At 36.6% G+C, this 25,548-nt stretch carries 20 protein-coding genes, 3 tRNA genes and 1 other RNA gene; 9 read left to right on the plus strand and 15 right to left on the minus strand.

The features are described 5' to 3' along the window. Positions 1–351 precede the first annotated feature (351 nt). The 4 genes from QOX03_RS07695 to QOX03_RS07710 form a co-directional block, all read right to left on the minus strand. Positions 352–1,914 (minus strand): sulfatase, encoded by a 1,563-nt coding sequence (locus QOX03_RS07695; RefSeq protein ID WP_283670668.1) that lies wholly within the window; start codon positions 1,912–1,914, stop codon positions 352–354. A gap of 553 nt (positions 1,915–2,467) precedes the next feature. Beyond that, positions 2,468–2,541: transfer RNA gene (locus QOX03_RS07700), tRNA-Arg, on the minus strand. 56 nt (positions 2,542–2,597) lie between these two features. Beyond that, positions 2,598–2,672 (minus strand) — tRNA-Pro (locus QOX03_RS07705). 18 nt (positions 2,673–2,690) lie between these two features. After that, a tRNA-Ser gene (locus QOX03_RS07710) sits at positions 2,691–2,774 on the minus strand. A 242-nt stretch (positions 2,775–3,016) separates the two neighbouring features. Between QOX03_RS07710 and QOX03_RS07715 the strand changes: the two genes are divergently transcribed. Genes QOX03_RS07715 through QOX03_RS07730 form a run of 4 tightly spaced genes read left to right on the plus strand, consistent with a single transcriptional unit; the run spans position 3,017 to position 6,006 of the window. After that, entirely contained in the window at positions 3,017–3,607 is a 591-nt protein-coding gene (locus QOX03_RS07715; protein ID WP_119057712.1) for a hypothetical protein, read from the plus strand. Further along, positions 3,600–4,421 (plus strand): phosphatidate cytidylyltransferase, encoded by an 822-nt coding sequence (locus QOX03_RS07720; RefSeq protein WP_283670669.1) that lies wholly within the window; start codon positions 3,600–3,602, stop codon positions 4,419–4,421. Before QOX03_RS07715 ends, QOX03_RS07720 begins: the two co-directional genes overlap by 8 nt. Further along, positions 4,418–5,074, plus strand: coding sequence for a phosphatidylserine decarboxylase family protein (locus QOX03_RS07725; RefSeq protein ID WP_283670670.1), 657 nt, complete (start codon positions 4,418–4,420; stop codon positions 5,072–5,074). The genes QOX03_RS07720 and QOX03_RS07725 overlap by 4 nt, the downstream gene beginning before the upstream one ends. 2 nt (positions 5,075–5,076) lie before the next feature. Continuing rightward, positions 5,077–6,006, plus strand: a complete 930-nt coding sequence (locus QOX03_RS07730; RefSeq protein WP_283670671.1) for a ribonuclease Z — start codon at positions 5,077–5,079, stop codon at positions 6,004–6,006. Positions 6,007–6,080: 74 nt separating this feature from the next. Here the strand turns inward: QOX03_RS07730 and QOX03_RS07735 are convergent, their stop codons facing one another. Next, a complete protein-coding gene (locus QOX03_RS07735; RefSeq protein WP_283670672.1) occupies positions 6,081–6,560 on the minus strand; it encodes a hypothetical protein in 480 nt (159 codons plus the stop codon). A 68-nt stretch (positions 6,561–6,628) separates the two neighbouring features. Between QOX03_RS07735 and QOX03_RS07740 the strand changes: the two genes are divergently transcribed. Further along, positions 6,629–7,486 (plus strand): acyl-CoA thioesterase, encoded by an 858-nt coding sequence (locus tag QOX03_RS07740; RefSeq protein ID WP_283670673.1) that lies wholly within the window; start codon positions 6,629–6,631, stop codon positions 7,484–7,486. 28 nt (positions 7,487–7,514) lie between these two features. Continuing rightward, positions 7,515–8,588: a TlpA family protein disulfide reductase gene (locus tag QOX03_RS07745; RefSeq protein ID WP_283670674.1), complete on the plus strand. Its 1,074-nt coding sequence runs from the start codon at positions 7,515–7,517 to the stop codon at positions 8,586–8,588. Between the two features lie 56 nt (positions 8,589–8,644). Here the strand turns inward: QOX03_RS07745 and rnpB are convergent. Further along, an RNA gene (gene rnpB / locus QOX03_RS07750) (RNase P RNA component class A) lies at positions 8,645–8,965 on the minus strand. A gap of 68 nt (positions 8,966–9,033) precedes the next feature. Here rnpB and QOX03_RS07755 point away from each other — a divergent pair. Beyond that, complete coding sequence (locus QOX03_RS07755; RefSeq protein WP_119057706.1) at positions 9,034–9,456, plus strand: SufE family protein; 423 nt, start codon at positions 9,034–9,036, stop codon at positions 9,454–9,456. Between the two features lie 12 nt (positions 9,457–9,468). After that, a complete protein-coding gene (locus tag QOX03_RS07760; RefSeq protein ID WP_283670675.1) occupies positions 9,469–10,440 on the plus strand; it encodes a glycosyltransferase family 9 protein in 972 nt (323 codons plus the stop codon). 91 nt (positions 10,441–10,531) lie between these two features. Here QOX03_RS07760 and QOX03_RS07765 read toward each other — a convergent pair whose 3' ends face one another. Continuing rightward, positions 10,532–11,398 carry a sigma-70 family RNA polymerase sigma factor gene (locus QOX03_RS07765; RefSeq protein ID WP_119057704.1) on the minus strand — a complete coding sequence of 289 codons (867 nt, stop codon included), beginning with the start codon at positions 11,396–11,398 and terminating at the stop codon, positions 10,532–10,534. A 353-nt stretch (positions 11,399–11,751) separates the two neighbouring features. Here QOX03_RS07765 and QOX03_RS07770 point away from each other — a divergent pair, with 353 nt between their 5' ends. Beyond that, entirely contained in the window at positions 11,752–12,327 is a 576-nt protein-coding gene (locus QOX03_RS07770) for a superoxide dismutase family protein (RefSeq protein ID WP_283670676.1), read from the plus strand. 120 nt (positions 12,328–12,447) lie between these two features. Here the strand turns inward: QOX03_RS07770 and QOX03_RS07775 are convergent, their stop codons facing one another. The 8 genes from QOX03_RS07775 to QOX03_RS07810 all read right to left on the minus strand — a co-directional run bounded on the left by QOX03_RS07775 (position 12,448) and on the right by QOX03_RS07810 (position 25,546). After that, complete coding sequence (locus QOX03_RS07775) at positions 12,448–13,863, minus strand: alkaline phosphatase (protein ID WP_283670677.1); 1,416 nt, start codon at positions 13,861–13,863, stop codon at positions 12,448–12,450. 213 nt (positions 13,864–14,076) lie between these two features. Then, positions 14,077–15,102 (minus strand): fibrobacter succinogenes major paralogous domain-containing protein, encoded by a 1,026-nt coding sequence (locus QOX03_RS07780; RefSeq protein ID WP_283670678.1) that lies wholly within the window; start codon positions 15,100–15,102, stop codon positions 14,077–14,079. Between the two features lie 465 nt (positions 15,103–15,567). Continuing rightward, positions 15,568–18,702, minus strand: a complete 3,135-nt coding sequence (locus QOX03_RS07785) for a cytochrome c biogenesis protein CcsA (protein WP_283670679.1) — start codon at positions 18,700–18,702, stop codon at positions 15,568–15,570. A gap of 81 nt (positions 18,703–18,783) precedes the next feature. Beyond that, entirely contained in the window at positions 18,784–20,277 is a 1,494-nt protein-coding gene (gene nrfA / locus QOX03_RS07790; protein WP_434800604.1) for an ammonia-forming cytochrome c nitrite reductase, read from the minus strand. An 11-nt stretch (positions 20,278–20,288) separates the two neighbouring features. After that, complete coding sequence (gene nrfH / locus QOX03_RS07795; RefSeq protein ID WP_119058684.1) at positions 20,289–20,909, minus strand: cytochrome c nitrite reductase small subunit; 621 nt, start codon at positions 20,907–20,909, stop codon at positions 20,289–20,291. Between the two features lie 21 nt (positions 20,910–20,930). After that, complete coding sequence (locus tag QOX03_RS07800) at positions 20,931–22,169, minus strand: alginate export family protein (RefSeq protein WP_283670680.1); 1,239 nt, start codon at positions 22,167–22,169, stop codon at positions 20,931–20,933. A 114-nt stretch (positions 22,170–22,283) separates the two neighbouring features. Further along, positions 22,284–22,940 carry a rhomboid family intramembrane serine protease gene (locus QOX03_RS07805; RefSeq protein ID WP_283670681.1) on the minus strand — a complete coding sequence of 219 codons (657 nt, stop codon included), beginning with the start codon at positions 22,938–22,940 and terminating at the stop codon, positions 22,284–22,286. Between the two features lie 23 nt (positions 22,941–22,963). Then, positions 22,964–25,546, minus strand: a complete 2,583-nt coding sequence (locus QOX03_RS07810) for a DNA gyrase/topoisomerase IV subunit A (RefSeq protein WP_283670682.1) — start codon at positions 25,544–25,546, stop codon at positions 22,964–22,966. Between the last annotated feature and the right edge of the window lie 2 nt (positions 25,547–25,548).

Raw genomic sequence — 25,548 nt, forward strand, 5'->3', positions numbered from 1 at the left:
TCGCTCCCGAAGGGAAGCAATAAATTATTATAAGTTATTGATAATGAGTTGTTTAGCTCATTACTTGTGTGTGTGTGTGTTTACACTTTATTTTGAAACTCACAAATTTCATTTGTTAAAATTTCGTTATTTTTTTGTTAAAACTTTCCGTTGAGATTTTTCTCTTTTCTCAACCTGTCCGCAAATGTATTTTACGTTTTTGAATTATGCAAATTTGTTTTAATTGATGAGATGAAGGAAGTCGCTCATGTATTTAACTTATTTACAATCAAATTTATTTATCAGATACACAAGGGTGAATTTCTTTAAATTATATTCAAAGCTGAATGATAAAATGAATAAAGTTTTTAATCAATCATTTAAAACTTGATGTGGGTAAGGCACTACTTTGTTTTTGATTTCATTAAATGGCATCTGGGAATTCCATTTTTCTAACTGCTCGCCTAGCAACTGAGACAGGTGATTAACAGTTTCTGGGTATTTTTGTGATAAGTCATTTTCCTCACCAATATCTTTTTTAAGATTATACAATTCTTTTTTCTCAGATTTCATGTCATAAATTAACTTCCAGTCGCCCTGCCTTATAGCCGATTTATAGTTTATTCCTGGCGCATCTGTGGGAATCCATTTATGGGGGAAATGCCAAATTAGTTTTCTATAATCGTTTTTTAAAGCTGAATTTTTGAAAAGAGGAAAAAAACTAATTCCATCAATCTCCTGCACTGATTCATAATTTTTCAAACCAGAAATTTCTAAAATAGTAGGAAAAAAATCTTCAATCATGATGTATTGACTAGATTCTGATTTTGGTTCAATAAGGTTCGGCCATTTTACAATCATTGGCACACGTATTCCGCCTTCATACAGAGAGCCTTTACCCGATTTCAATGGCGCATTTTGAGTGAAAGCCTCACCTCCACGTGGAGGAGAAAGTGCTAAACCTCCATTATCGCTCATAAAAATAATCACGGTATTTTCCTCCAAATTCTTCTTTTCTAGAAAATCCATGATGTCTCCTAAACTTTTATCCATCCCTTCAACCAAAGCCGCATACTTAGCTTCTTCTGCATCCAATCCTTTATCTAGATATTTTTGCAAAAACCTATCATCTTTATCTAAAGGCACATGCACCGCATAATGTGACATATAAAGGAAAAATGGCTTTTTTTCTTGAATAGGTTGATTTAATGCTTCAATCGCTTTTTGAGTTAAAGCCTCCGTCAAAAAGACCTTCATCCCATGGAACTCTTCTAAATTTGGAACTCCCCACGGAGGCGAATATAGACCTTTAGCATTTCCATAATTTTTTTCACCTAAATAAGTGGATGGGCTCCCCGCTGCATGTCCCCCAACATTCACATCAAAACCTATATTCAAGGGATTTTCTGCAGGCGTGTCAATAGCACCAAAGTGGGCTTTACCAATATGAATGGTGAAATAACCTTGTTTTTTCAATAATGTGGGTAAGGGCGTAGCATAAACAGTCCGAGGAATGGAATCCACAGGCGACATGCCGTTCACATTCCAGTGAGGAGGGGTTAAAATACTATCTTTCTCATCTACTAATTGATTTTTTTTAAAAGTCCAATTTGTAACCCTATGGTGCGCAGCATTTAAACCCGTCATCAGGCTCACCCTTGTCGGGCTACAAACGGGTGTGGCATAAGCATTTGTAAATTTCATCCCTCGCTCAGCTAATCGCTGCATATTTGGTGTATGATATTTTTGTTTTAATACTGTTTGTCCAGAGGCAAAAGGCACAGAAGTATCTTGCCACCCCATATCGTCAACTAAAAACAAAACAATATTTGGCTTTTCTTGAGCTTGAGAGTTAAGTATGCCATTCAAAATAATCAATATAGAAATTTTTCCCTTTTTAATTTTTTGACTTAACCAATTTAAGTTAAATAACATTATTTTTCTCTTTAAACACCCGTAATATACTAATAAAATGGGAATATTTTGCACATAAATAAATCCCTTCGCATCTGTTTCTATTTATAAGCCTTTATATCAGCGAGAAAAATATATTGAAAGGCTGAGCAAGAAAACATCTTCCATTGATATATTCGTTTTTTTAAAGGCTTAAAAAATTTTTAAGGATTGGCAATCATTAATAACCTAAAAGTAACCCTGCTGTGCATTATGAATTAAAAAGAAAAGCTTACTCACAGAATTATAAAAAAAATACTACATTTATTTGTATATCAATCAATTAAACACAGAAGCGAAAACTTTTCCCTTTTTACCGAAGAAATAAGAATGAAAAATGGTAAAAAAACTCAAGGTTTTTCAAAGCTATTTTAATAGTAGCATCTACCATTGGGTAGATATTAATCAAAAAAACAAATGCCATCAATGATAAATTTGGTGGCAAAAGCAGTGATAAAGCTGTAAAAACACCTTAATTAAGCAGGTGCCTAAGTTACAGCAAAGACAATGTACTGAGCTAATAAACTCAAAATTGTGATCGCGGCAGGATTCGAACCTGCGACCGATTGCTTAGAAGGCAATTGCTCTATCCAACTGAGCTACGCGACCCTCCAAAAAAATAATTTTAAAAAACATTGCTGATGAATGGCAATGTTTTTTAAAAGTCGGGATGGCAGGATTCGAACCTGCGACCTCCTGGTCCCAAACCAGGCGCGATGACCGGGCTACGCTACATCCCGAATGTAAATTCTTTGTCGCGGAGAGACTGGGACTCGAACCCAGGCGACGGTTTCCCGCCGACAGATTAGCAATCTGCTCCGTTACCACTCCGGCACCTCTCCTTTATTTCAATGAGGATGCAAATATATAATGATTTTTATTTTTCCCAAAATATTCTTTTATATTTTTTTGAAATGACTTTTATCGGCTTTTCTATCTGCCTAGTTATTAACTAATAAATAGGCTTTTACCTGTTGTTTACGCTTAGTGCTATATTAAAATATACTTAAGATCATATTTTTATTTCACTTAATTTAGCTATATTTTATTCTTTAGATAAAAAAAATCTTTAAATTAGCGCCGTATGGCAAATTTTTGGGATAAACTAAAGTCACTACTTCAGCCGCCTTCTCAGGAGATTCCTGATGAAGAAATTGATATTTCATATCCTAAAAAAATCCCACTTGATGAGCAATTTGCAGATTATTTTAACAAAGGAGGCGGGCACTTTTTTTACTGCGAAAATAAAAAAGAAGCTCAAGTGTATCTACAAGAAATTTTGAAAAACACCAATATTAGCCGTTTAATTTGCTATGACCGAAAACTACAGGGTATGCTGACTGCTATCCATGCTAATTTTATTGATTACCCCTCGGCAACGGCAGATGCTAACTTTATAAAATGTGAAGGCTTGATTGCTTACAATGGCTCTGTGATGATTTCCAGCAACCATACGGGCGGACGGAAAATTAAGGAGCTGTGTGATGCCTTTATCATTTACGCTACGCCGCAACAAATCAAAAAAAATTTGACGGAGGCAATGCAAATTATCAATCGAAAAAATTCGGGCGACTTCCATCCCAGCATTACGACTATTGGCGGAATTGATGCAAATGAGCTTAATGAAATTCCTTCTGCTCAAGAGATTTATTTATTATTGGTAGAAAATGGATAAACTATTGTCACGAAGCATTGTAGGAATAATCTATGTCTTTGTAATCATCTTTGCTACGACGATTTCACCCTACGGGTTTGTTGCTATTTTCACGTTGTTTTTCTTATTTTGTTTTTGGGAATTAGTAAAGCTGCTTCAGTTTGAAGAGAAATACATGGTCATCTTAACGGGGGCTCTATGTGCGTATTTACTTTATCATTTTTCTTCTAAATTTTTCTCAGGCATTTATCCGTCGGCTTACACCATCACATCTTATTTACCATTTATATTATGTGTAGCGGCCTACGTTATCATTTTTAGAAGACCTATGGAATTGGCTTTTGATAGTTCTAAATTGATTTTTACCGTCGTTTACCTTTGTTTGCCATTTGCTTTATTCATCCAAACAGGGAAAATTTCAGAATTTGTTGGGAATTTTTCACTAACACCCTTATTAGCTTTTTTTATTTTACTTTGGCTAAGCGATACCATGGCTTATGTTTTCGGGAATTTATGGGGTAAAACTAAACTTTCTAAAATTAGTCAAAACAAAACTTGGGAAGGCTTGGCTGGGGGGGTATTTTCAGTCATATTAGCAGGTGTTGCTTTTGAATATTTTTTCTCAGCGATGAGGGGAAATTGGATAGTAATGTCCACAATTGTAGCTATTTTGTCTCCAGTAGGCGATTTAGCAGAGTCGAAGCTCAAAAGAGTTTTTGGAGTAAAGGATAGCGGGACCTTACTTGCGGGACATGGAGGTTTTCTAGATCGTTTAGATAGTTTTTTTTTATCCGCTATAGGTTTTTATTTTTACTTTTTAATTGAAAATTTATGAAAATTCATCGAGAAGGGAGAAGTATTTTAGGCTTATTTGCTATTTTATTCATATTCATAAGCTTGGTTTTTTACTTTTATATCCCTTTTTATTATAATCTAACACTCATTTTTTTATTATGGATTTTCTACGGATTGATTGTCTATTTCTTCAGAGATCCGCTTAGAGAAACTTTTAGTGAACCACTGGAAATTATAGCCCCAGTAGACGGTAAAATTGTAGTTTTAGAAAAAATCTTTGAAGACGAATTTCTGAAAAAAGAAGTTTATCAGCTTTCTATCTTTATGAGCCCGTTAAACGTGCATGTATCTCGATACCCAGTTTCGGGGACAGTAGAATATGTCAAATACCACAAAGGGAAATATTTAGTCGCTTTTCATCCCAAATCATCTAAATTAAATGAAAGAACAACCACGGTTGTAAAAGCCGAGAATAATCAACAAGTGCTTTTTCGCCAAATTGCTGGTGCCATAGCACGTAGAATTGTGATTTATGCCAAGAAAGGAGACGAAGCTAAGGCTGGGCATGAATATGGTTTCATCAAGTTTGGGTCTCGTTTAGACATTTTTTTACCTTTAGACACTGAGTTTTTCTGTAAAGTAGGCGATGTGACTAAGGGCGGCGTAGATGTATTAGCAAAATTAAAAGATTGATTTTGGATTTTAATGTCACAATCTTAGGTTACAACTCTGCCGTCCCCACAGCCCATTCGCATCCCACGGCACAGCTAGTGGATGTAAAAGGAACTATATTATTGATAGATTGTGGCGAAGGAACGCAAATACAAATCAGAAAATCTAAGACAAAGTTTTCTAAACTCAACCAAATTTTTATAAGTCATTTACATGGCGACCATGTTTTTGGCTTGGTAGGGCTCATCAGCACATTACAACTGCTAGGGCGGAATAAATCTTTAGAAATCTTTGGACCTGTGGGGATTAAAGATTTCATCAATCATCAACTTAGTCTTACCAATGCATATCAGAACTTTGAATTAATTTTTCATGAATTAAATTCAGATGTGAGTGAATTAATTTTTGAGAACAAAAAGCTAAAAGTTTATACGATTCCACTCCGCCATCGGTTTTACTGCAACGGATTTTTAATTCAGGAGAAAGAAGGTTTACGGCATTTAAATATGCAAGCCATTCTCCAAATTCCTGAAATTGAAACCTGCGATTATTATAAAATTAAACAAGGTTTTGATTTTGTGAGAGCGAATGGCGAAGTCATACCATGTGCGAAATTGACCTTCCCGCCTGAGCCGGCACGTTCTTATGCTTTTTGTTCAGATACGATGTACCACCCAGCAATAGTTCCGATTATAGAAAATGTTGATTTGCTCTACCATGAGGCAACATTTTCTAAAGCCTTAAAAAATTTAGCAAAAAAAACTGGACATTCCACCGCAGAACAAGCTGCACAAATTGCAAAACAAGCGCAGGTAGGTAAATTAATTATCGGGCATTTTAGCAATCGGTATAAAAACCCTCAAGTGCTACTAGATGAGGCTAAAGAAATCTTTGCTGAAACGTATCTTCCCAAGACGCTGGAAAGCATTTCTATTCCGCAAAAGAAGCTATGAAAATTTTCTAAGCCTTAAAATAAAAATCATTAAAATCTTAAAAGGCTTAGAAAATTTTTGAAAGAAAAACTCGATTAATTAATCAAAATTTTGAACTCAGAAGCTTTTCTATTTGCTGCATTCGCTTCTGGTAACTCGGCATTAATTTGGTATTCACCTGGAGCTAAATTCGCTGTAGCATCAGCCTTGGTAGAAGCGATAATTTCTTCTCCATTTTTTTTAGTTACTTTATAGCTAATATCTTGATTTTGAGTAACTAAACTAAATTTATACTCGCTGGGGTGCAAAACTGTAAAATCAAATTTTTGTGTGAATTCACTACTGAAAGAACCATAAAATTCTTGTTTTTTCAATTCAATATTTTCCTCTGCCTCTAAATTATTATTTTCGCTATCTTTCACGCCAGTGCTTCCTTGATATTGTTCTGGCACATTATAAGTATCCATTTGAGCTTCCTCTACTGGGTTATTTGGAGTTTGCTGTTTGTTTTTAGGGTCACACGAGGTTAAAAAAGAAATTGAAATAATACTTAGTCCTAAAATAAATTTTCTCATATATTCGTATTTTACTTTTTTATAGTTTTTAACAAATTAAATGCCAACAATTACAAATCTTTATTAAGATGAAAAACATACAAGACCTTTTGCAGCACATTCAGCTGGATAAAATTGATAAAAACCTCTACACAGGTACGAGTATTTCTATTGGTAGTCCCATTGTTTTTGGTGGGCAAGTTTTGGCTCAGAGTTTATATGCTATGTCTCAGGAAGTGGACGCTAGCCGAATTTGTCACTCGCTGCATTCTTACTTTATTCTACCAGGGCAACTAGACAGGAAAATAATTTTTGAAGTAGAAAATGTGCGCGACGGAGGTAGCTTTAGTACACGCCGTGTTTTAGCTAAACAGGGCGGAGAAATTATTTTTATTCTAAGTGCTTCTTTTCATTCAAAAGAAGATGGAGTTTCGCATCAAATGGAAATGCCCGAGACAGAAACTTACGAAAACCTTTTGAGCTGGGCAGATATTTATGAACAATTGAAGGGATTTTTGCCCCCCAAGATAGAGAAATTTTTGTCCATAGATCGCCCCATAACTTTCAAACCTACACAAATTGACAATCCAGCAGATCCACAAAATCTTGAACCGAAACAGTCAGTTTGGTTTAGAATCAATGGAGAAATGCAAAATAACCCTTTGCTCAACCGCTGCGTGTTAGCGTATGCTTCTGATTATAATCTGCTACCTACTGTGACACGTGCGCATGGTAAAGATTTAGCCGAAGAAGAAATCATTATGGCAAGTCTCGACCATTCCATGTGGTTTCATCGAGATTTTGACATCAATCAGTGGTTTCTCTACGTGATTGATAGTCCCTCCGCTGCCAATGCTAGAGGTTTTGTTCAGGCTAAAATTTTTGGGGAAAATGGAGATTTAATAGCATCTGTAGCACAAGAAGGTTTATTAAGAATAAAAAAATAATATCTTTGACATCTTTAAATTAAATAAAATGAAAAAAATATTCATCTTAGTCTTGGCTAGTTTAATCTGCTTTGGCTGTAAAAAAGAAAAAACAACAGCAGAGGAAGAAATTTCTGCACAGCGTCCCACTTTGCCAGAAAAAGCAGATTACGCATTAATTCACGGTCAAATTTCTAATTTGGAGGTGCCAGTAGATAGCGTTTTGATTAGAAATCCGCAGCATCAATACCAAAAATTGATAAAAATGCAACCCGACGGAGTTTTTTATGATACGCTAAGAATCCCAGCTGAGGGGCCGTACCAAATTAAAATTGGAGACGAGTATGCTACCGTTTTCTTGAAAAATGGAAATCCATTATACCTGACCTCAGACTACCCGCAATTTGATGAAACTTTAAAATTTGAAGGAGAAGGTAGCATTGTAGATAAAAGTAATTTTGTCATCGCATCTACACTGATGCAAGAAAAAGCCATTGCAGAAGAAGACTTTGCATTAGATGAAGCCGCTTTCAGCAAAAAATTGGAGGGAATGAAAGCAAATTTTGCTCAGCTGATTGAAAAATATCCTAATTTAGACCAAAAATTCGTTACAGATTCAAAAGAACAATACGAATTAGGCTTGGAAGGATTAAAAAAATATTACCAGCGTAAAAAAGAAATCGCTAATAAATTTACTGGTAAGCCAGCGCCTTCTTTTTCAGGAGAAGATATCAACGGCAAAAAATATCGCCTTTCTGACTTCTCAGGTAAATACATTTATGTCGATGTATGGGCCACTTGGTGCGGACCGTGCAAGGCTGAAATTCCTGATTTAAAGAAAATTGAAGAAGAATACCGTGGTAAAAACATTGAATTTGTAAGCCTTTCTATCGATGAAGCTTCAGACAAGGAAACCTGGAAGAATTTTGTGCGAGAAAAAGAATTGAAAGGAATTCAGATTTTTGATGGAGCAGCATGGAAGAGTAACTTTATAAAAGATTTAGAAATTCAAGGCATTCCAAGATTTATTCTCATCGGTCCCGATGGGAAAATCATCGACCCAGACGCACCAAGACCAAGTAGTGAAAAGTTGAGAGATAAATTAAACGCTTTGGAAATTTAATAAAACTCAAAAAAAATGTAAAAAAACTCAGCAAAAGTAATTAGCTGAGTTTTTTCATTAAAAAAATGCCGATAAGCCGGATTCTGTCAGTCTTAATTGCTTAAAACGTCTTGTCATTTATCTGGAATTCACATTGCTGCAAATTTCTATCTGCTCACCCCTCGGCATCGGGCGGGCAACCCTTTTCAGCCGATATACATAGCATTTCACCGCACAGAGTTTACCTGATTTCACTACAGCCGTACTGTACTTGCTTTCTGTTGCACTTGTCCTCAGTTTATAATCAACTGGGCGGGCGTTACCCGCTGTGCTGCCCTATGGTGTCCGGACTTTCCTCACGCGGCTAACTCACCACGTGCGACAAGATGGCGACACAAATGTATGAAATTTTTATTCAATTTTTTAAGGCTTAAAAAATTTCAAATCAAGTCGTTATCTTTGCAGCATGAAAATTCAAGAAATTCAAGATAATATAGTACAAGATTTTTCTTTTTTTGATGATTGGGAAGGGCGCTATCAGCATCTCATTGATTTAGGGAAAGACTTAGCCGAACTCAGCGAAGAAGAAAAAAAAGAAGGAAATTTGGTGAAAGGCTGCCAAAGCAATGTTTGGTTAGCCTCTGAATACAAGGGAGATAAAGTCTTCTATAAGGCTGATAGTGATGCCATTTTGCCTAAAGGAATTGCAGCTCTGTTGGTGCAAATTTATTCTGGGCAAACGCCACAAGAAATTTTAAAAAGCAACGAAGATTTTATAGAAAAAATTGGTTTGCAGGAATTCTTGTCTCCTACGCGTGCCAACGGATTACTAGCGATGATAAAGCAGATTAAATTCTACGCCATTGCTTTCGATGCTAAAAGGAATTAAAAAACATAAATTTTGAACCCAAATTTTCACATCTTAGCACTACGTTTTTCTTCCATTGGTGATGTCGCAATGTGCGTACCCGTGATTGATTCAGTATTGAAGAATAACTTAGAAGTGAAAATCACTTTTGCTACGCCCAAAGCTTTTCACGTTTTTTTCCCAGTGCATGAACGCTTAAATTTACTCGATTTTGATAAAAAACAAGAGCATCGGGGAATCTTAGGTTTGGTTCGGTTTTATCGGCAGCATTTTAATTTAGAGTTTGATGCAGTAGCTGATTTACATTCCGTTTTGCGAACACAGTTTTTACGTGGTATTTTCAGTACTCTAGGTACGCCTACTGCGTATATAGACAAAGGTAGGGCTGAGAAAAAATTATTAACTCAAAAAGATGACAAAGAGCTGAAACCGCTGATTCATACCTGTACACGATATGCTCAAGTTTTTGAAGAATTGGGATGTGAAGTTCCTTTAAATTTTGAATTACAAAATTTCTTAGGTTATCCCAATGCTTTGAAAGACGGAGTAGGCATTGCTCCCTTGGCTAAACATGAAGAAAAGCAATTCCCTCTAGAAAAAATGAAAGAAATTGTAGCTTATTTGGCACAGAAGCATCAGGTCTATTTACTTGGAGGAAAAGAAGATGAGAAAACTCTAAATACTTTGGTGCAGCCAAAGGTAGAAAATTTAGCTGGTAAACAAAGTTTCAAAGAAGATTTGGAACTGATGGCAGGACTGAAATTTGTCATCAGTATGGATAGTGCAAATATGCATTTAGCTTCTTTGGTCGGGACGCGCGTCATCTCCGTGTGGGGAGCCACGCATCCGTACTTAGGTTTTTTAGGCTACGGGCAATCGATGAAAGATGTTGTGCAATTAGAGAATCTAAGCTGTCGCCCTTGCTCAGTTTTTGGCAACAAAACCTGCTGGCGTGGGGATTTGGCCTGCATGAATGAATTATCTTTCTTTAAAACAATTCTTTAATCTAATTTTTTTTTAAGGCTTTAGAAATTTCATCAAAAAAAACCGCCTTGAAATTCCCAAAACGGCTTTTTATTAATATAAAAAATTAAAATTATCTCGCAAGATAGGTTTTCAGAATCCTACTCCTTGAAGTGTGTTTTAATCTTCGGATGGCTTTTTCTTTAATTTGACGGACGCGTTCACGTGTTAAATCAAAAGCTTCACCGATTTCTTCTAAGGTCATTGGGTGCTCGCCATTCAGCCCAAAATACAAGCGAATCAAATCAGCTTCTCTCGGGGTCAAAGTTTTCAACGCTCTTTCAATTTCAATACGAAGCGACTCGTTAAGCAATTCCCTATCAGGATTAGGCGATTCCCCAGAGCGTAAAACGTCGTACAAATTAGAATCTTCACCTTCCACCAATGGAGCATCCATAGAAACGTGACGCCCACTATTTTTCATTGATTCTTTTACATCATCTTCAGTCATATCCAATTGGTCTGAAATCTCTTCTGCCGATGGAGCTCGCTCATGTTCCTGCTCTAGCGAAGCATAAGCCTTATTGATTTTATTGATGGAACCAATTTTATTGAGCGGCAAACGTACAATTCTAGATTGTTCTGCCAACGCCTGCAAAATAGATTGACGAATCCACCAAACGGCGTACGAAATAAATTTAAAACCACGCGTTTCATCAAATCGCTGAGCTGCTTTGATGAGCCCTAAATTTCCTTCGTTTATCAAATCTGGTAAACTCAAACCTTGATTTTGGTACTGTTTTGCTACGGAAACAACGAACCTCAAATTCGCTTTTGTCAATTTTTCTAAAGCAATTTTATCTCCAGCCTTGATTCGCTGAGCCAATTCCACTTCATCCTCTGCTGTAATCAAATCAACTTTACCTATTTCCTGTAAATATTTATCTAGAGAAGCTGTTTCACGATTAGTAACCTGTTTGGTGATTTTTAGTTGCCGCATATATTTTTTTAAAACTTATTTTTTTTAAACTTAATATAACTATTGATTTACCAAAAATATTTCGGTAAATTTGTAGACAAGACTTTCTTATTTATTTTTAGCTCTTGCTCTATTAACTAATACGTGACAGCGTAGTAAAATGTTACAAGCTTTAATGTTAACTTTTAGTTAAAACTCAAATGATTTTTTTAATTTTAAGAGGCAAGTTTTATTTCAGAATATTTTTTTTGAATTCTAAAATAAATTCTTCCTAAAAAATATTCTAACAAATTTTACTTTTTTTCATAAAACAGAAAAATCATAATGAGGTGATGGTATAATATTTGTGAAAATTAAGCTAAAATATCAAAATTATGAAAAAACTTGTTTTAGGGATAAGCTTAGCATCCATGATTTTTGCAGTGCAGTCTTGTGAGAAAAAAAATGAAGCTCAAAATACTAACAATGAGATAGTTGCACCGTCAGAGAATTCTGAAATGGGAGTCGTTTCTGAAGTTATCGTTCCTTTATCTTCCAAAAGCGGAAGTTCTGTGGCTGGAAGTGCAACCTTTACGCAAAGTGGCAACGAAGTGACCCTTAAAGTAGATGTTACAGGATTGAAAGGCAGTGAACATGCCATTCATATTCATGAAAATGGTGATTGCTCTGCCGATGATGGTTCTTCTGCTGGCGGGCACTGGAATCCTACTGGAGATGACCACGGGAAGTGGGGCGAAGGTGATTTTCACTACGGTGACATCGGTAATTTAGTTGCTGATGCAGAGGGTAAATCAACCTTAGTCTTTACAACAGATAAGTGGACTTTAGAAGATAATGCAGAAAATGGATTGAGAGGAAAATCAGTTATCATCCATGCAAAAGCGGATGATTTTACATCTCAGCCATCTGGTGCTGCTGGAGATCGTATCGCTTGTGGGGTTATTAAATAATATCTTCTAATATTTTTTAGCCTCAAAAAAAAGCCTTTAGATTAAATTTCTGAAGGCTTTTTTTTATCATATAAATTATGATTTCAAATTTTTTAAGGCTTAAAAAATTTTATGCTTTTTTTATGCTTTATTCAGCATATCCACTTCTGCTACTTTCAGTAGGAAATTATGCATCTGGTCGTTTCGCATAAATGATTTCATATGTTCACTTCCTGGCCCATACATCGCCAATTCTGTGTAGTCAGAGGTATGATTCATGCTGTTCCAACCCACGTGGAAGTGCTCATACTGCATTTTAGATAGCAACAGGAAAGGCAAATGCTTCGGGTTATAGATTCCATCTTCGGCTTGCACATCTTTGTAGTAGGCAATGATTTCTTTGGCGTGTTCGGTTGAAATTTTCATATTCCCAGAATTTTCATACAAGCGGTCTATGATTTCTTTTTCGGTAGCATCGGTTCTGATTCCTTGCAAAATCCAATCATTAGAATGCTTGATGCTCACCGTGTTATCAAATAGCGGGTCTACGCCTTTCCCGTACACCAAACCAGGATTTGCATTCCCATGGTCAGAGGTTATTACGACTAGCGTATTTCCATCTTTTTTAGCAAAATCCAATACGTGATTCACACAAGAATCAAACATTAACTGATCAAATAACAGAGCAGCAAAATCATTGCCGTGCGCCGCCCAGTCTACTTTGCCTGCCTCTACCTGCAATACAAAACCATTGCTATGTGATTTCATTTGCTCTATAGCTTTTTGCGTCAAATCCAATAAGTTAGGCGTAGTTTTATCTGTGCCCAAAGTTTTAGCATCTACAGAATACGGCAATGAATCTTCGGTGAAAACACCTAATAACTTCTGATTTGGCTGAGCCTTCAGCATCTCAGATTTATTTTTTGCCACGTGATAGCCTTTCTTTGTAAAGACCGCGTACATATCTTTTTTATCTTTTCTAGACTTAGGGTCAAAATATTTTTGCCCGCCGCCCATCATCACATCAAAATCTAGCGTAGCATACTTCTCTGCAATAGCCGCTTGGTCGCTTCTAGACTTTATATTCACACAAAATCCTGCTGGCGTGGCGTGCGTAATGGGCACGGTGGTAACGCAACCTACTTTTTTTCCCGCTTTTTTAAATTTTTGCAAGATTGGTTCATATTCTTCGCCTTTGGCGCCAATATTCAGGTTTCCGTTGGGGACTCTATGCCCCCCACCCCAAGAAGAACTCGCTGCAGCAGAATCTGTAACAATAGACGTCTTAGAAGCCATATCCATCAACCCTCTTTGCATCAAATCATCTTGATATGCCCCCAGCCAAGCTGATGGTTTTCCTAAAATTCTTTTGCTATAAATATCGCTCATTGCCAGCGTACCAGAACTCATGCCATCACTCACCATGAAGATAATGTTCTTGGTTTTTTTATGCCTAAATTCTTCTCTGATTGTATTTGATTTTAAGCTTTCTGCTCCCAAGAAAAAAGCCCCAAGCCCAAGCAAAGACGAGTTTTTAAAGAATTCTCTCCTTTTCATGCCTAAAAATTTATTTATGACAAATGTAAAGGTTTTTCGCTTAACTGAATATTATAATTTTGTTTAAATCTCATTTAAATGAAAACTAAAGCATAACTGAATGAACAAAAGAAGCGAGCTCTAATTTACAAATCTGAGCTCGCTTTTTATTTTTTAACGCCATGAGTAAACACTGGCTTAAACCACGCCTGTTTTCTCTTTATACGCTACTTTTTAATTATTATCTTTAATACAACGCACGTTGCTCCCGAAGGATCGGTCGTTGCTGTTCGTAGTGTCGCCGCCACTGTCTAAGGTCATGTCGTAAGCAGAGCTACTGCCTCGAGCAGAGCTACTCCAGTACCACCCGTTAGATCTCTTGCGGCTCAGCGAACCATGGTGATAGCTACGGCTGCCAGCAGCTGCAAGGTTTGGCAATTTATTCTGTGTCCACATTTTACTTCTTACAGCATTGAGTAATTGCTGCCACTCCTCCACAGTCGGAACATGGTAACCAGACGGGCAAGGGTTATTAACTCCTCCTGCTCTCCACAACTCTAAATCTGAACCTGATGCCTTTTCACCATTCTTTGCCCAGTTATTGCCACCTTTAGTAATAAACTTCCCTGCTGCTTCGTCTGTGACTGTCCAACTTTGGGCTTTTTTAGGGGTAGTTGGTGAATTCCTAAACTCATGCCCATCACTCGCTCTCTGCCATTGGTAATATGAACCATAAAGATTTTCGTCTCTGTGGATAGATTCTCCTGTTTTATTAACGGTCGGGTTAAAATGAGGACTATTTATGTCTGCATACGCCGCACCAAGGTTGAGGTTGAGCCATGTTTTATTGTAACCGCCCACGCTTACAGTTGTAGCGCAATACACAAAATCATGCTTACCGTCACCAAAGTGCTTATCAAAAAGTATATTTTCTGGTGTACATTGTTTGATTTTATTGATGATCTCATCTGCTCTGTCTGGCTGCTTATCGCGGATATAATTTATTTTCCCATTATCTACTATTATTATATCCCATTTGAGGTCTGAGAGGCTCGTGCGCTTCACCTTTTGGTCTTTTTCATCCCAAACTAAAAGCCATTGGGTAGATTTTTCCTCAACACCTTCTATGCGCAAGTTACCTTTTTGGTTATCTTTTGCGCTGATGTCTAATGTCGCCTTTGGAGCATCTGTGTTAATGCCCACCTGAGCGGTGACCGCAACCGCTGATAATACGGCTAAAGAAAGTAATAATTTCTTCATTTGTTTTATTTTTTTGGTTAATATTTTATTGGTTTATTCTTTTCTTAATTAAATTTTTGCTGTTTTTTTTGCTTCTTCATTTAGAAAGAGCCCCAACCCGTGAGGCTCTTCTTTTTGAAGAAATTACTACTCTCACACAGGTGAAAATAGAAAAACCGCACAAGATTTTCTTGCACGGCTTTGCGGTTCGCTCCCGCAGGGAAGCAAAAAATTATTATAAGTTATTGATAATGAGTTGTTTAGCTCATTACTTGTGTGTGTGTGTGTGTGTGTGTTTACACTTTATTTTGAAACTCACAAATTTCATTTGTTAAAATTTCGTTATTTTTTTGTTAAAACTTTCCGTTGAGATTTTTCTCTTTTCTCAACCTGCCCGCAAATGTATTTCACGTTTTTGAATTATGCAAATTTATTTTTTTTGGGGGCAGAGGATTTTTTTAAAGGCTTTAGAAATTTTCAAACAGATTATTTCATTCTTTTTTTCTTGTTTTTTATCCCTGCCCAAACGGCTATAATTATCATCGCTCCAGCTACAAAATAAACGAATTTCGGTATTGGCATCGGGTCGCCAGAGGCATAGCTATGCAAGCCCGATAGATAATAATTCACGCCAAATGATGTCATTATGATAGACCAAAAAGCAAACATACTCGCTGTGTTCAGCACATAATGGTTGCCGAGTTTTGGCACAAATCTTAAATGCAAAACAATGGCGTAAACTATTACGCTAATCAATGCCCAAGTTTCCTTCGGGTCCCAAGCCCAATATCTTCCCCAGGATTCATTGGCCCAAATTCCGCCCAAAAATGTCCCCACGGTGAGTAGGAATAAACCTACCGTCATAGACATTTCATTGATGTAAGTTAATTCTCTGATTTTTAAATCTATGATAGCTTTATTTTTTTCGGTTCTGAAAATGTAAAACAATAAAACCATCAAACCTAAAACGGCGGAAAACGCCAGCGGAGCATAGCCGCTCACAATCGTAGCTACGTGAATTTTCAGCCAATAGGATTTCAAAACTGGCATCAAATTCGTGATTTCGGGATTTATCCAATCCAACCAACTAACCAAAAGCAAAGCTCCTGAAAATAAAGTTGCTAATGGAAGTGAAAAGTCTGACTTTCTGAACGTTACCAATCCACTCAACAATAAAATCAAAGCTACAAAAACTAACATTTCATAGCCATTACTCCACGGAGCGTGCTGTGCAACATACCATCTCAAAATTACATTCCCCACAAAGGCAATGAACGACAACAAAATCAAAATTACTAAAAGATTCCAAAAAAATTGAATGATTTTGCTGTGATTGAACATTTTAATAATTGCTAAAATCAGCATTACAAAACCTAAGGTGAATAAGATTTGGAATAGCCAAAAATTAAGATTCAACCTGTTGTACCACAGCTCGGCTTCTAATCTTTCGGGCGAGGGTATAATTTTTTCGCCAATTACATCTTGATAAGTCTTGATGTAATTTAATTTTTCTGAAGCGGCTTCATAATCTCGTTTAGCTAAATCATTGAAGTAAGCTGGCAAAATATGCTCAGCAAATTGAGCATCTTCTTGCGGAAAATTTTTGAAATCGTGGGTAAAGCTGTACCAAGTATTATTATCATCTTCTTTATTCGGTAAAACTTTTAAATAATTTCCAATAAAAAGGTTGTACAGAATATTGAATTTTTCGTCTAATTTCAGAATTTCTTTATCAAATTCATTTCGTTCAGCAGGTTTCTTTTGGTTTGCTTCTTCCACTTTGTCAGACAAAATATAATCGCCTTTTTCATTCAACAAATCAGAGAATGCCAACCAGCCATTTTTTCCTTTTTTCAGGTTTGGATAGCTTTCCTCAATTTTATATAAATCAATCTCTATCAATGGAATATGTTGCCATAAATTCGGAGCGGTATGCATCGCCAGAAAAGTTTGATTCACATCCAAGGTAAACTTTCCATCGCTAGTCGGGTAAAAGAAATAGGATTTCCTAGATATTTTTCTGATAATTTCAGATGCCAAAGTATTTATCGGCTTAATTCTTCCGTCCAAATCTTGCACCAGCAAACGCCCAAATTGCTCAGCAAGGTCTTTATCAATTTCTTGTGATAGAATAATCGTATCATTAATAGCGAAACGATTGCTTTTTTCTTGCTCTTGAGCATTTACAAAACTCAATAAAAACAAGAAAAATAAAGGTGCGATTTGCTTTAACTTTTTTAATTTATTGCCCACAATATTAAATCTTGATTTTTTTCCGAATAAAGTAAAAATCATTCCTACCGTCATTAAAAAATAACCGAAATAAGTGACCCAAGTTCCCCAAAAATCATGGTTTACAGACAAAACTGTACCTCGCTCATCGGTATCATAACTTGCCTGAAAAAATCGGTAACCCTTGTAATCCAGCACATTATTCATAAAAATACGATACGGAATTTGCTCTTCACCATCCAAAATCGTTACTTCACTGGCATAAGAAGACGGACTGGAAGAACCTGGGTAACGCTCTAATTGAAAGTCATTTAACCTTATTTTGAATGGGATTTCAATCGCTTTTGAACCGTAAGACAACTTAACATCTACATCGTTGATGGTGGCATCGCTCGCCAAAGGAATAAATCCTTTTCGGTACAAAATATTCACCTCTTCAGATTGATCGTCCACCGATAATTTCACCAACAAAGCATCATCTTGCGTTTCACTATTGTCTTTTAATTTTTCTGCAGTGGATTTAATTTCAAATTTCCCATGTTGGTGGAAAGTCAATGGGACAAAGGAAACATCGCCCGAACGATACAGGGTTCTCAGCGTAATCTCTTGCAAAGAATCCGCTTTCAAAACGCCTGTTCTTTGTTCATTCATAATAAAAAAGCTCAATTCTTTTGGTGACAAAACCTTGAATTGCCCATTTTCTTGAATGATATTCACGATATCTTTTTTATCAGATTGAAAACCGATTTCAAATTCAGGGTTTAATTTTTGTGTTTCGCCTTCGGTTAAGAAGATAGAACTTCTGCCATCACCTTGTGTTACCACTAATTCAAGCAAGGGTTTTCCGTTTTCTTTATCTTCTACTACATCTGCCACAGCATCGGGAATGAAATCTTTATAATCTATGGTAATTTTCTTTCCGTTGAAATCTGTTTTGATGCTGAAATCATTGTTTTTAAGTGTAGAAAAAGATAGTTTTTCTGAAATCACTTTCGTTTGTTTCCCGTCAGAAATTTCAGCGTTGAGATAATTCGTATCTGAAATTAAAATATTAGAGCTTTCACCTTCTCTGATTCTCATCACGCCTCCGTAAGAGGTGTACCGTGTAATCGCTGCTCCTAAAATTATAATGATGAAAGCTAAATGAAACGCCAAAATCGCCCATTTCTCTTTTCTCAATAATTTATATTTGAAAATATTTGCTAAAAATGTGAGCGAAAGCCCAGCCATTACTAATTCAAACCACCAAGCATCATAAATCATCACCCAAGCAGCTGATGTACCAAAATCGTTCTCTACAAAGGTGGCAACAGCCATTGCTACGCCAAAGATGAACAGTAAGATTAAAAATAATTTAGATGAAGAAAAAATTTTATAAAGCCTTTCCATAAGCCATATTCTCAAATTTAGAAAAAATGGTTTTAAGCGAACTTAAAACCATTTTATTTTTTATAACAGGTTGATTTTTAATTATTTAGAAGAAACTGATTTACTAGTATATCCTGCTTCTCTTTTTTTAGCAGCTTCCATCCACTTTGGCAATAAATTTTTCTTGAACTCTGCTTTCTCTCTGTGCAATTTTTCCATATCAAGCCCAATGAATTTTTGTGCTTTTTCTTTTGTAGAAATATCTGGCATTGGCACAGGCTGGTTGTAGCCCAAATCACTCAATACGCGAGCTACTTTGATTCTACCTTCTTGTGCTATATTCAATCCGCTATTAATAACTCTTGCGATTTCTACAGGTGCATGGAATGATGCTCCGTGAGATGCAGCAGAGAAATCCCAACGCCATTGCGCATGGCGGATGTCTTGCAATACTGGTTTCATTTGTGCTTCCGTTGCTCCTAAATCCCAAGCTTTTTTAGCTTCAACGTGTAGTTTGACCAAAGCATCTTCTAATCTGATTCTGTTTTCTAAAGATTTATTTTGTCTTTCATAAACATTTTGAACCAATTTAGTCGCTTCTTCTCTGTGGCAAACTTGGCAAGCGTTGGCTATATTGTTCAAAGGAGATTGAATATGGTGATCAGTAAATTTTTGTCCGCCTTCACTCTTATATGGCATATGACAATCGGCACAAGAAACGCCTCTATCCGCATGAACGCCCATTTGCCAAGTTTCATAGCCTGGGTGTTGAGCTTTCAACATTGGAGCTCTACTCAGCTGGTGAGTCCAGTCAGAGAATTCAATTTCATCATAATATTTTTCCATGTCTTCCACGGTAAAGCCGTTTTTCCAAGGGAGAGTTAAGTAAGGTACTCCTTCTTCCACTGGATTTTTTTTATCAAAATAGTATTCTACGTGGCATTGTGCACAAACCAATGAACGCATTTCTTGGTGTGTAGCATTGTTAATATCTTTTCCTTGAGCTTGAAAAGCTTCTACCAAAGCTGGTCTTGTGATTTTCAGTTTCATTGTTTTCTCATCGTGGCAGTCTGCACAACCGATAGGGTTTACTACCTCGTGCCCTAAATCAGACCATTTTGCTTTGTAGAAAGCTGCTACGCCCATTTCATTCATCAATCTTGGAACATCTGGTCCTTTACAAGTCCAGCAAGTTGCAGGCATTGGTCCATCACCATTTTCTTTGGGAGCACCTGTTCGCAATGAGTTATGAATATCTTCAATTGCATATTGGTGACCTCTACCTTGTGAATAATCTTTGGAGAAAGCATACCCTGCCCAAAGCACTACCATTCTAGGATCTTCTTCTAGCATGTCTATCCATGCGTTTCCTCCATGGGCAGTGGCAAAAGTAGTGTCTCTTGTCTGCATGAAAGACTGATATTCTGCTGGGTAATTTTCTCCCCAAACCTCATTACGTGGTTCATTTTTAGCTATTTCCACTTTTGGCACATAAGCGTACTTAGCTTCATTTTTCCTGTTGATAACACTTGATGCCAGCAATCCTAATAGGAATACGGCAACAGCAGTTACTGCAAATAATACCCAATTTTTCATGTGAATGAATTTTATTTTTCGTTTTTGTTTTTATCTTTATTTTTAATCTTTTCTCTCAGCCATTCAGGAACTACCGTTCCATCTTTATCTGTAGGAATCGGTGCAATATTATTTCGCACCGTTGTCAATCCGTGTAATTTACCGTGAGGAACTTCTTTGTGGCAAGACCAGCATTGTCTATCTGTCCTATTAGAATAATGATTTGCTATAAATCCGTCATATTTCACTTGCGTTACTTGCTGAACGTGGCATCTGATGCAATTGTTTTGCACTACTTCTTCTGATGCTTCTCGCATAAACATAACATCTGGCTCTGCTCTTGCGGTGAAAACCGATGCGTGAAACAAACCGTCTTTTGCTTTAAAATAATATTGATTGAAAATATTGTTGTGCGGAACGTGACAATCATTACAACTTGCCCATTCTCTGTGAGAACTGTGCATCCAGCTGTTATAGACCGATGTCATTACATGGCAATTGACACAAGCCTGCGGGTCGTCTGACATATAGGAAAGCATCTTTGCCTCTCTTGCGATAAAAAATCCCAATCCGCAGAAAATAGCGAGTAAAAAAATTGCAACTAAACGCCATCTCGTGTTCTTTTCTGGAAATATTCTCTTAAAAAAAGGCATAACTCTAATTTTTAGTAATAATTATTTTGTACTGAATAATGTTGGTTTGAAGGTAAACATCAGCCAAGCCCAATTATTGGTTTCGTTTGCCTTACCATTTTTAATTAACTCCATTCCATCGCTAGCAAACATATGAGAGTAGCCAGCATTTAAGGTTACATTATAATAAATTTTATAGCCAAAAGTGATGTCTAATTCATTTCCAAATCGTTTTTTGTCTAAATCAGCGGCAGATGAGAAGTTATGCAAGGCTAAGCCTACATTGGTTTTTTCACTGGTTTTGATGTTTGCTTTGGCATGTAAATCCAATAAACCAACGCTATTCAAATGATTGCCAACATAAAAATAATCCATCAAACCGTTGAATTTATGATTGGTCCCAAAGAGTGGATTAAAGGCTTTGTTTTTATCGTTTGCTATTACTTTATTGTCATTACCACTTTGTAGCTCTGCCCCGATGCCTAAATTAAACTTTGTCGTAACATTATAATTGGCTTCCAAACCTAATAGATACGCACTTACAACATTAGCATCTATGTCTTTGCCCATTTGGTAATATGCATTCCCTATTAAATTTAACGCATTAGCTTTATAATTTAAGTGCGTACCGATCGTTTGGGTGTACTGAGTTTCTGATTTTCCGCTATTAGCATTCACTAATTGCCAGCCATTATTTACAAACAATAAACTTCCAGAGAAATCTACCCAATCGTGGTGCAACCAAGCGTATTGCATGCTTTTGTAGTTTCTATCTACCGTATAGATGTTTCCCGTTAATTTCTCACCATCTTGATTATAAGCAAATCCTACATCGGCTCTGAAGTTATTTTTCTTAAATTGCACCAAGGCCGCATCATGGCTTCTTGCTTGTTGTGCCCAATCTACGTTCCCAAAAAATCGAGAATCATCGTATACAATTTCTTGGCGACCTAATTTTAAGGCTATTTCTTCTGTCACATTGAATTTCCCCCAAGCTTCATGAACGGCTAATTTATTCTTATCAGTAGCATTTAGTTGCGGAACATCTCCCCAAACACGCACATCTTGCAAGCTTAAACGAAACTCCATGTTTTCATTTTTATAATTTGTATTCAATCTTGTTCTTTGGGAAACGAAAGCGGCCTCATCATCACTTTTATCAAACAACGTTTTAAATCCATGTCTGTATTCAAATCTTGGTCTCAATTCTGCTTCTACACTCAACTGTGCAAAAGCTGAAACTGATAATACCAACGCTCCTAATCCTAAGTTTAATTTCATTTTCTTCTTTGTTAAACTTCTTAACAAATGTAGGTAATTCCAAATTTTAAAAAAAATGATAATAGTCATCAAGTATAAGATTATCAGTTATTTAGAATCTTTCTAAAATTCCTATTACTGATTCTTTTTATAAGTTAAAATTCCCATAATAGCAATGGGAATTAGCATACCTATAATGTATATAGCTTGTTGATTGATAAGCTGCGGAAAAAGAAAAATTGTGAACAACACCCCAGCAACGCTTCCTCCCAAATGGGCTGCATGTCCTGTATTATCTTTCAAATGCTTCATCCCAAACATAGAATAACCTAAATAAACTAAGCCAAATACCCAACCTGGGAAATTAAAAAACGGTAGAAAAATTAATCGTAATGGCATTTCTGGATTGATGATAATCGCCGAAAATACAATGCCTGAAACTCCTCCTGAGGCTCCAACTGCCGTATACCAACCTTGATTTTTATGAAACAGGATTGTGAATAAACTGCCAAAAAATACTGCTGTAATATAAATTAAAATAAATACAACATCGGAAAAAATACTCAAAACTACTGGCGCAAAGACATACAATGCAAACATATTGAAAAATAGATGCATGGTATCTGCATGTAGAAATGCCGATGTAAACATTCTATCATATTGCTTACCATTCAATATAGCATTCATATCAAATTTCAACCGATTGAATAACTGATAATTACCCCAGCCTTGCCAACTAATCAATACTGTGATGCCGATTAAAATGTAGAGAATAATTATGGAATTCATCATTTTTTTTTAAGCCTTAAAAAATTTTATTCTTCTTCATCTACGAATAATAAACCTTGTGAGGTTTCACTCCCGAAAAACAAACGAGTTTCTTTCTTTGGCATTTCTTCCTCTTTTGGTTCTTCGTAAGGAATGGGGGGTAAAACCTTGATTTCCTTCACAGCATAGGTTGTCAACTGATTTCCCAATGCTGAAATACCTTTCACTGAAATAAACTCCTCTAAATTCACCGTTTCCGAGTCACGCTGATGTCCTTTAATTTTCTTGAAAATAATTTCAATTATAGGAATATAATCTACTGAAATCATTTCTATAAAGGAATTTTCATCTGCCAAATCATAAAACTCCTGAGGGTTTAATGTGTCTTCTAACGTAAATCGTTTTACGTAGTAGCGTTCTCTTTCTGAGTGATAATACACACAAGTAATCGGCTTGCTTGGCTCCCATTTTTCTAAGACCGAATATTCCTCATCAAATCTGTTGCTAAGTTCAAATGTATGAAGCTGAGCCACCCCTTTGGTACTGATGGTTAAAATTTTATCACTCCCTTTGAAGGCTCCTAGCAATTCACCTCTTCCCTCTGCATTGAGCCGCCTTACGGCATCATCAAACCAAATTTTGCGTGGAGCTAATGTAGACACTCCTTCCTCTTTCAATTCTACCTTTTTCACAGGATATTTGGTAACTAGATTGCCTTTAGCGCTACGCCCTTTCACGTCCAATTCTGCAAAATTAATATCTATGCGCAATTTTTTCAGGCGGGAATTGACTTTCAATAATACTTGCACAACTTCAGCTTCACCATTAGGATTAGCAGAAAAATACAAAATCTCTGAATGCTCCTTATCTTTGCAAACGCTGTATTCTTTGTCTCGAATCACGCTGGTGACATTAAATCGCTTTTGATAAACTGGCCCCGTCTTTCCGTAGCGGTAGATAAGATTGTAGGTGGTTCTTTTGTCTTTTTTCTTCCAGACGGCAACGTGAATAATATTTTTCCCGACAAATGTTTTGTCATCAACCTTGGTTACAATCATGGCGCCGTCTCTGCGGAAAGCTATAATATCATCAATATCAGAACATTCAAATAAATATTCATCTTTTTTAAGCGAAGTCCCGATGAAACCTTCTTCAAAATTAGCATAAAACTTCACATTCGCTGCTGCAACTTTCGCTGCATCTATATCTTCAAACAGGCGAATCTCCGTCAGCCGCTCTTTTTCTTTGCCATATTTTTCTTTCAGTTTCTGGTAATAGGCAATGGCATATTCCACCAAATGATTTAAATGATGCTGAACTTGAGCTATTTTTTCTTCTAATGAATCGATGTATTGTTGAGCTTTATCTAAATCAAATTTTGAAATTCGTTTGATTTTAATCTCTGTTAAACGCACAATATCTTCTTGGGTAACTTCTCTTTTTAAGTGCCCGATAAATGGTTTCAAACCTTCATCTATAGATGAAATAACGCCTTCCCACGTAGTTTCTTCTTCAATATTGCGGTAAATTCTGTTTTCAATAAAAATCCGTTCCAAAGAAGAGTAATGCCATTGGTCTTCTAATTCGCCCAATTCAATTTCCAATTCTCTTTTCAGGAGATTTACGGTATTATCTGTATTGATTTTCAAAATTTCAGAAACAGATAAAAATTCTGGTTTATTGTTGACAATTACACAAGCATTTGGGGATACAGAAATCTCGCAATTTGTGAAGGCATATAAAGCATCTATGGTTTTATCTGGCGAAGTTCCTGGGGCTAAATGCACCAAAATATCTACATCTCTTGCCGTATTGTCCTCAATATGTTTGATTTTAATTTTCCCTTTTTCATTGGCTTTAATCACACTTTCAATCAATGTTCCAGTATTGGTTCCGTAAGGGATTTCAGTAATTTGAAGCGTATTTTTATCCAACTGCGTAATTTTAGCTCTTATTCTGACTCTCCCGCCACGTTCGCCATCGTTGTAATCAGAAACATCTATCATTCCGCCCGTTTGAAAATCAGGGTATAATATGAATTTCTTCCCTCTCAAATGATGAATCGAAGCATCTATCAATTCATTAAAATTATGTGGAAGAATTTTGGTTGAAAGCCCCACGGCAATTCCCTCCACGCCCTGCGCTAGCAAGAGTGGAAATTTCACAGGAAGATCTACTGGTTCGCGGTTTCTCCCGTCGTAAGAGAGTTGCCAATTCGTTGTTTTGGGATTGAAGATTACCTCTAAGGCGAATTTCGTCAATCTCGCTTCGATGTAACGTGCCGCCGCCGCCCCGTCACCCGTAAATACATTTCCCCAGTTTCCCTGCGTGTCTATGAGCAAACCTTTTTGCCCTAATTGCACCATGGCATCTGTAATTGCCATATCCCCGTGCGGGTGATACTTCATGGTATTCCCTACGATGTTGGCAACTTTATTATAGCGCCCGTCCTCCATCTCCCGCATGGAATGCATAATGCGGCGTTGCACTGGCTTGAATCCGTCATGTACGGAGGGGATAGCTCGTTCTAAAATTACATACGAAGCGTAGTCTAAAAACCACTCCTCATACATACCTGAAATTTTCTTGAGCGATTCGCCTTCGTGTTTATCTGGGGTTAATTCTGCCATAG

It is taken from the genome of Candidatus Ornithobacterium hominis (assembly GCF_951229915.1).
Classification (GTDB): Bacteria; Bacteroidota; Bacteroidia; order Flavobacteriales; family Weeksellaceae; genus Ornithobacterium; species Ornithobacterium hominis.